9 protein-coding genes are annotated in these 6,895 nt (G+C 57.8%); all 9 read right to left on the minus strand.

Features of this window, described 5'->3' with window-relative positions; translation table 11 throughout:
* Positions 1 to 57: 57 nt before the first annotated feature.
* A complete protein-coding gene (tatC, locus tag GWQ27_RS19350; RefSeq protein WP_021139509.1) occupies positions 58 to 813 on the minus strand; it encodes a twin-arginine translocase subunit TatC in 756 nt (251 codons plus the stop codon).
* Positions 810 to 1,256, minus strand: a complete 447-nt coding sequence (tatB, locus tag GWQ27_RS19355) for a Sec-independent protein translocase protein TatB (protein ID WP_275908098.1) — start codon at positions 1,254 to 1,256, stop codon at positions 810 to 812. The genes tatC and tatB overlap by 4 nt, the downstream gene beginning before the upstream one ends.
* Before the next feature lie 3 nt (positions 1,257 to 1,259).
* Positions 1,260 to 1,505, minus strand: a complete 246-nt coding sequence (gene tatA, locus GWQ27_RS19360) for a Sec-independent protein translocase subunit TatA (RefSeq protein ID WP_005320705.1) — start codon at positions 1,503 to 1,505, stop codon at positions 1,260 to 1,262.
* A 112-nt stretch (positions 1,506 to 1,617) separates the two neighbouring features.
* Entirely contained in the window at positions 1,618 to 3,258 is a 1,641-nt protein-coding gene (ubiB, locus tag GWQ27_RS19365; protein ID WP_275908099.1) for a ubiquinone biosynthesis regulatory protein kinase UbiB, read from the minus strand.
* Positions 3,258 to 3,866 carry an SCP2 sterol-binding domain-containing protein gene (locus GWQ27_RS19370; RefSeq protein ID WP_275908100.1) on the minus strand — a complete coding sequence of 203 codons (609 nt, stop codon included), beginning with the start codon at positions 3,864 to 3,866 and terminating at the stop codon, positions 3,258 to 3,260. The genes ubiB and GWQ27_RS19370 overlap by 1 nt, the downstream gene beginning before the upstream one ends.
* 8 nt (positions 3,867 to 3,874) lie before the next feature.
* Entirely contained in the window at positions 3,875 to 4,627 is a 753-nt protein-coding gene (gene ubiE / locus GWQ27_RS19375; RefSeq protein ID WP_005320731.1) for a bifunctional demethylmenaquinone methyltransferase/2-methoxy-6-polyprenyl-1,4-benzoquinol methylase UbiE, read from the minus strand.
* A 65-nt stretch (positions 4,628 to 4,692) separates the two neighbouring features.
* Complete coding sequence (gene crcB, locus GWQ27_RS19380) at positions 4,693 to 5,070, minus strand: fluoride efflux transporter CrcB (RefSeq protein ID WP_005320732.1); 378 nt, start codon at positions 5,068 to 5,070, stop codon at positions 4,693 to 4,695.
* 89 nt (positions 5,071 to 5,159) lie between these two features.
* Complete coding sequence (locus tag GWQ27_RS19385) at positions 5,160 to 6,425, minus strand: cytosine deaminase (protein ID WP_275908101.1); 1,266 nt, start codon at positions 6,423 to 6,425, stop codon at positions 5,160 to 5,162.
* 279 nt (positions 6,426 to 6,704) lie between these two features.
* Positions 6,705 to 6,895 (minus strand): integrase core domain-containing protein (locus GWQ27_RS19390; RefSeq protein ID WP_275908102.1); only part of this gene is annotated, 191 nt, incomplete at its 5' end.

Below are 6,895 nucleotides of genomic sequence, written 5' to 3' on the forward strand. Positions count from 1 at the left end.
ACTCGATGGGGCATCACCATACGCCTCGAACGGGGGCATGAAAAGAGGAAGGGAGCCTCAGCTCCCCTCTTCCGTTTGTTCCTGTTGCTCCTCATCCTCTTTCTTCACATAGAAACGGGCGAAGAACAGACCTATCTCCCACAAAGCCCACATGGGAATGGCGAGCAGGGTCTGGGAGAAGACATCGGGTGGCGTCAGCAACATGCCGACCACGAATACCCCGACGATGACGTAAGGGCGCTTCTCCCGCAGGCTTTGGGGGTTGGTCACCCCAGTCCAGCAGAGCAGTATGGTGGCCACAGGTATCTCGAACGCCACCCCGAACGCGAAGAACAGGGTCAGCACGAAGTCCAGATAGCTGGCGATGTCGGTGGCGATGGTCACGCCGGCGGGCGCCGTACTGGTGAAGAAACCGAACACCAGCGGGAACACCACGTAGTAGGCAAACGCCATGCCGGCGTAGAACAGTGCCGCACTGGAGAAGACCAACGGCATGATGAGACGCCGTTCATGCTTGTACAGACCGGGAGCGATGAAGGCCCAGGCCTGATACAGCAGATAAGGTATGGCCAGGAAGAAGGAGACCACTATCGTCAGCTTGATGGGGGTCAGGAAGGGGGTCGCCACATCCGTCGCTATCATGCTGGTGCCTGCCGGCAACTGGCTGAGCAGCGGCTGGGCTACGAAGTCGTAGATATTGTTGGAAAAGTAAACCAGACAGACAAACACCAGCAGGATGGCCGAAATGGCATGCAGCAACCGGGTTCTCAGTTCGATCAGATGACTGATCAGAGGTTGTTCGGCCTGACTCATGGCTTCACCTCCTCTTTTTTGTCGGCAAGGGCATCCGTGCTCTGAACGGATGTCACCATGGGCGCCTCGTCATGAGTCATGGTCGCGGCAGGTTGCGCAGGTTCAGCCTTCACCTCGGCAGCCGCCGGGGCAGGATGGATGGTATTTTGCTGTTCATAGGGACGGGTCACCGATTGTGCCGCCGCCTTCAACTGCTCGATAGACTCCTGCAACTCGGGGCTCAGGTTGCTCATCTGCAACTGTTCGGCCTTCTTCAGGTCGTTGTGCAGCTCTTGCAATCTCAGCTCCTGCTCCAGCTCGGACTTGACCGAGTTGGCAGTGCTGCGGATCAGTCTGATCCAGTGGCTGGCGGTACGGATCGCCACGGGCAGCCGCTCGGGACCGAGCACCACCAGGGCGACGATGCCGATGACAACCAGCTCCCAGAAACCGATATCGAACATGGCTTAAGCCTGATCTTTGTCTTTCTGCTTGGCGGCCTCGGCTCTGGTGGCCGCATCGTTCAGCTGTTTCGGATCGAAATCTGCATCCTTCTCGGCCGGCTTGGCCTCGGGTTCATCAGACATGGCTTTCTTGAAGCCTTTGACGGCCGCGCCCAGATCACCACCGATCCCGCGCAATTTCTTGGTGCCGAACAGCAAGACTACGATGGCCGCGATGATCAACAATTGCCAAATACTGATACCACCCATGATATTTCTCCAAAATTGGCGCCAAGGGGCGCGAGTGTGTTATTGACGAGCACGATACTGATACCAGCACGCAATCTTTCCAAACTGGCACTTGAGGTGTGCAAGCAGGCAATTAGTGTGAACGGGCCTTGAACCAACCCAGCAGCCAGCATAATCCGGCACCAGCCAGGCTGATTTGTCCCCATTCAATGTGTTGTTTTTGGGTCAGCAAGAATACACCCACCAACAGCAGGCTGGCTCCAACCCCTAAGAGGTAGCGTGCCTGCCCCTGCCGCCGGCTATGACGGCGAAAATCGGCAAACATCTGGTCGAAGTGGCGCTGCTGGTGACGGGTCTGGCGCAGTGTCTCGTAGACCAGCTCGGGCAACTCCGGCAGCTTCTCCGCCCAGAACGGCGCCTTCTCCTTGATGGCATTCCACACCGCTTTCGGCCCGACCTGCTCCTGCATCCAGTTTTCCAGATAAGGCTTGGCGGTCTGCCACAGGTCCAGCTGGGGATAGAGTTGACGACCCAACCCTTCCACATAAAGCAGGGTCTTTTGCAGTAGCACCAGTTGCGGCTGCACCGCCATGTTGAAGCGACGGGCTGTATTGAACAGGTTGAGCAGCACGTGGCCGAACGAAATCTCGGACAGCGGCTTCTCGAAGATGGGCTCCAGCACGGTGCGAATGGCAAATTCGAATTCATCCACCTTGGTATCGGGTGGTACCCAGCCAGACTCCACGTGCAGCTCCGCCACCCGGCGATAGTCGCGGTTGAAGAAGGCGAGGAAGTTCTCGGCCAGGTAGCGCTTGTCTTCCCGATTCAGGGTGCCGACTATGCCGCAGTCTATGCCGATCCAGAGCGGATTGTCGGGATGCTCATAGGAGACGAAGATGTTGCCAGGGTGCATGTCGGCGTGGAAGAAACTGTCACGGAACACCTGGGTGAAGAAGACTTCCACACCCCGCTCGGCCAACAGCTTCATGTTGGTGCCGTTGGCTTCCAATGCAGGAATGTCGGAAACCGGTATACCGTAGATGCGCTCCATCACCAGCACATGCTCACGGCAGTGTTCGGTGAACACCTCGGGCACGTAGAGCGCATCGGAACCGGTGAAGTTGCGGCGCAGCTGGATGGCATTGGCCGCTTCTCGCATCAGGTTCAATTCGTCGAGTATGGTCTTGCGATACTCTTCCACCACCTCGATGGGGCGCAGGCGCGTGCTCTGGGGTACGAAACGGGCCACCAGACGAGCCAGGGTCTGCATCAGACGCAGGTCGGCCTCGATGACCGGCTCTATATCCGGGCGGATCACCTTGATGACGATCTCGCGGCCATTCTCCTTCAATCGACCGGTATGGACCTGGGCGATGGAGGCCGAGGCCAGCGGTGTCTCGTCGAAATCGTCGAACAGGGTCTCGACGGGGCAACCCAGGCTCTCCTCGATCTTGAGACGGGCCGCCTGACCGCAGAAGGGGGGAACTCTGTCCTGCAACATGGCCAGCTCTTCGGCGATATCCGGCGGCAGAAGATCGCGCCGGGTCGACAGCATCTGACCGAACTTGATGAAGATGGGGCCGAGAGCCTCGAAGGCGAGGCGAATGCGGGCGCCCCGGCTAAGATCGGGCTGCTTTTTCTTAAGCCAGAACAGGCTGCGACGAGCCAGACGACCCGGCCAGGGTTGATAGCGGGCAGGCACCAGTTCATCTATGCCCTGCTCCAGCAGTATGGTGATGATGCGATAGAGGCGCTTGAACTCCTTCGGGGTCATCAGGCTACCTGCTGTTCGAAGCGTGCAAGTCGCAGCTCGACGGCCTTGAGCTGCTGGGCCAGCACCTCGACGTCATCGTTGAAGCTCGCCACCTCCAGTGGACCGGGAGCGAGCCGAATCTCTTCGGTCAGGTATTCGGCCAACTGACGCTGGGAGCGGCACAGCTCGCGCCCCAGCACGCGGCGCGCCTGACGGGCACCGCTGAACAGGGTGTGAGCCAGCACGTCGCCGGTATAGCGCGACAGCTCCTCTTCCCAGTCGATATCCAGCTCGCCAAGCAAGACGCTGAACGCCTGCACCAGCTGGGGATCGCCGCTCAGATCCAGCTTCTCCTCGCGGATGTAACGGGTAAGAGCGGACGGGTCTTTCAGCAGGCCAAGCGCCGTCAGCGACAGGCTGAGCACGGCATCGGCCTCACCCTCATGCTGAGCCAGCACATCGAGCCGGCGATCGGAGAAGACGAACCAGAGCGGTTTGAGCTCACGCAATTCCAGCTTGAGCACTTTGCCCGTCAGCTTGCGCAGCCGCGCCGGGCTCTGCTTGTCCAGTTCCAGCAGCCGGTTGAGGCTGGTTTCGATCACCGCGGTGACCATGGCATCCATCGGCATAGGCAACCTTAAAACTTGTAACCGCGGTGCAGGGCAACCACACCCTGGGTCAGGTTGTAGAACTCAACCTGCTCGAAACCGACATTTTCCATCATGCCCTTCAGGGTCTGCTGGTCCGGGTGCATGCGGATGGATTCTGCCAGATACTTGTAGCTTTCACCGTCGTTCGCGACAAGTTCGCCCATTTTAGGCAACAACTTGAAGGAGTAGAGATCGTAGAGCTTGGCGATCACCTCGCTAGCCGGCTTGGAAAACTCCAGCACCAGCAGACGGCCACCCGGCTTGAGTACCCGGAACATGGAGGCCAGCGCCTTGTCCTTGTCAGTCACATTGCGAAGGCCGAAGCCGATGGTGATGACATCGAAGTGATTGTCCGGGAAGGGCAATGCCTCGGCGTTGGCCTGCACGTAGGAGACATTGTTCGCCACCCCCAGGTTGCGCAGCTTGTCGCGGCCCACCTTGAGCATGGAGTCGTTGATATCTGCCAGCACCACCTGACCTGTCTCGCCGACGATGCGGGAGAACTTGGCGGTCAGATCACCGGTACCACCGGCCAGATCCAGCACCTTCTGGCCCTTGCGCACACCGGAACAATCGATGGTGAAGCGCTTCCACAGGCGGTGGATGCCGAACGACATCAGATCGTTCATCAGATCATACTTGGCTGCCACCGAATGGAAGACGCCGGCAACCAGAGTTTCCTTCTCGGTCGCGGCCACGGTTTTAAAGCCAAAATGCGTTGTCGTAGTCTGTTCTGACATCCCTTAAACACCCATAGAGCAAAGAATGGTCGCCAGTTTACCAGAGCCAATGGCGTGCGGACACCTTAAACCCGGCTGGCGACCAACTGCATCCCCAGCAACACCATGGCCAGGCAGAGGGACAGGTTGAGACCCATATTCAGCACCGCCTTCAGGTAGGCCCCCTGCTGCGCCAGCACGACTGTATCCAGCGCGAAGGAAGAGAAGGTAGTCAGGGCCCCGAGGATCCCCACCATCAGCAACGGCTTCATAGGGTGTTCCACCACATGACCGTGACTGATGAGGGCAAAGGCGATACCCATGATGAAAGAGCCCACCACATTGACCACCAGGGTGCCGTAGGGGAAATGGCGACCCAGCAATAACGCCATCAGCTCGGATATACCAAAGCGCAGGCAGGCACCGATGGCACCACCGGCTGCAACAAATAACCAGGTTTGCATGGGGCAGACTCCGTAATATCAGGCCGACATTATGCAAAATATCCGCAGCAGAGGACAGACAGGCAATTAATCGATACAGCAGTGCCGTCTTAGCGGCGAAAATCGACCAGTTCGACCCGATCCAGATGGAGTGAGGTCTGGGCTGGTCTGGTCTCGGCAATCACCCGACCATGGCGAATGGAGTAGCGCACCGGCACCTGACGGCGCACCGCATCAAAGCCATTCTCGGCGGGCAGGATCAGCAGATTGGCCGGCTTGCCCACCTCGATGCCGTAGCGATCCTGCACATTCAGGGTATGGGCGCTATGGCTGCTGATCAGTTTCAAACTGTCGTTGATCTGCTCATAACCCATGATCTGGCACACATGCAGCCCCATGTGCAGCACCTGCAGCATGTTGGCGGTGCCCATGGGATACCAGGGATCGAACACATCATCGTGGCCGAAGCAGACATTGATGTTGGCCTCCAGCATCTCCCTCACTCTGGTGATGCCGCGGCGCTTGGGATAGGTATCGAACCGTCCCTGCAAGTGGATGTTCACCAACGGATTCGCGACGAAGTTGATGTCCGCCATCTTGAGCAGCCGGAACAGGCGGGAAGCATAGGCCCCGTTGTAGGAGTGCATGGCTGTGGTATGGCTGGCTGTCACCCTATGGCCCATGCTGCGCTCGTAGGCCAGGGTTGCCAGTGTCTCGATAAAGCGGGACTGCTCGTCATCGATCTCGTCACAATGAACATCCACCAGAACCTGATACTTCTCGGCAAGATCGAAGATGTAATGCAGACTTTCGACCCCGTATTCCCGGGTAAACTCGAAATGGGGTATGGCGCCAATCACATCGGCTCCTAGCCTGAGCGCCTCTTCCAGCAAGGCCTTGCCGTTGGGATAAGAAAGGATCCCCTCCTGCGGGAAGGCGACGATCTGCAGCTCGACCCACTCCTTCATCTCCTCCCGCACCTCCAGCATGGCTTTCAGGGCCACCAAGTTGGGATCGGAGACATCGACGTGGGTGCGGACAAACTGGATACCGTTGGCGATCTGCCACTTCAGGGTCTGGATGGCGCGCTGTTTCACATCTTCATGGGTCAGCAGCGCCTTGCGTTCGGCCCAGCGCTCTATCCCCTCGAACAGGGTACCGGACAGGTTCCAGCTCGGCTCCCCGGCGGTCTGGGTAGTGTCGAGGTGAATATGAGGTTCGATAAAAGGTGCAATAGCCAGGCCTGCTTCCCCATCCAGCTCCCGGGCAGACAGAATATGAGTGCTCATGGGCGCTATGGTCCGGATCAACCCATCCTGACAGAGGATTTGCCACACCCCCTCCCTGTCAGTCAGACACACATTCTTTATCAGCATGTTTTTCATCCTTTTTCTGACACCTATTACCTTTCCAATCGACAACTTAGCTCGGATCAATTTAATAGAACAGCATTCACGTTGAATACATATGAAGCTGACACTATTGGCAAACGGCAACAATAAAGGGAATTGACCGGAATGAAGACAGGATTGACCGAAATAGGGGCCTCGGATCAGACCCGTCTCTATCTGGATGCCAGAAAAATCTCAGTAAACTGAGAAACGCATGTCTAGTCCTGAAATAGGTTTACACATTTTCGGCTAGCATTTCTCCACTCAGAACCCCCGATGCACTGCATCGGGGGTTCTGTATTTCAACGCATGATGCGGCCGCTCCACCTTGTAGATATCCACCGCCTCACGCACCATCTCCCGCGCTTGCGCCAGGTCCTGTGGGCTTTGCAACAACAACTCTCCTTTCAAAATCCCGTTCACCCGCTCCGCCAACGCATTCTGGTAGCAGTCAT

This window comes from Aeromonas sp. 5HA1, from assembly GCF_029237245.1.
GTDB lineage: Bacteria > Pseudomonadota > Gammaproteobacteria > Enterobacterales > Aeromonadaceae > Aeromonas > Aeromonas salmonicida.

Excerpts from the sequence above, each read along its gene's own strand:
- tatC (WP_021139509.1), bottom strand. The coding sequence starts at position 813 with ATGAGTCAGGCCGAACAACCTCTGATCAGTCATCTGATCGAACTGAGA.
- tatB (WP_275908098.1), bottom strand. The coding sequence starts at position 1,256 with ATGTTCGATATCGGTTTCTGGGAGCTGGTTGTCATCGGCATCGTCGCC.
- tatA (WP_005320705.1), bottom strand. The coding sequence starts at position 1,505 with ATGGGTGGTATCAGTATTTGGCAATTGTTGATCATCGCGGCCATCGTA.
- ubiB (WP_275908099.1), bottom strand. The coding sequence starts at position 3,258 with ATGACCCCGAAGGAGTTCAAGCGCCTCTATCGCATCATCACCATACTG.
- GWQ27_RS19370 (WP_275908100.1), bottom strand. The coding sequence starts at position 3,866 with ATGCCGATGGATGCCATGGTCACCGCGGTGATCGAAACCAGCCTCAAC.
- ubiE (WP_005320731.1), bottom strand. The coding sequence starts at position 4,627 with ATGTCAGAACAGACTACGACAACGCATTTTGGCTTTAAAACCGTGGCC.
- crcB (WP_005320732.1), bottom strand. The coding sequence starts at position 5,070 with ATGCAAACCTGGTTATTTGTTGCAGCCGGTGGTGCCATCGGTGCCTGC.
- GWQ27_RS19385 (WP_275908101.1), bottom strand. The coding sequence starts at position 6,425 with ATGCTGATAAAGAATGTGTGTCTGACTGACAGGGAGGGGGTGTGGCAA.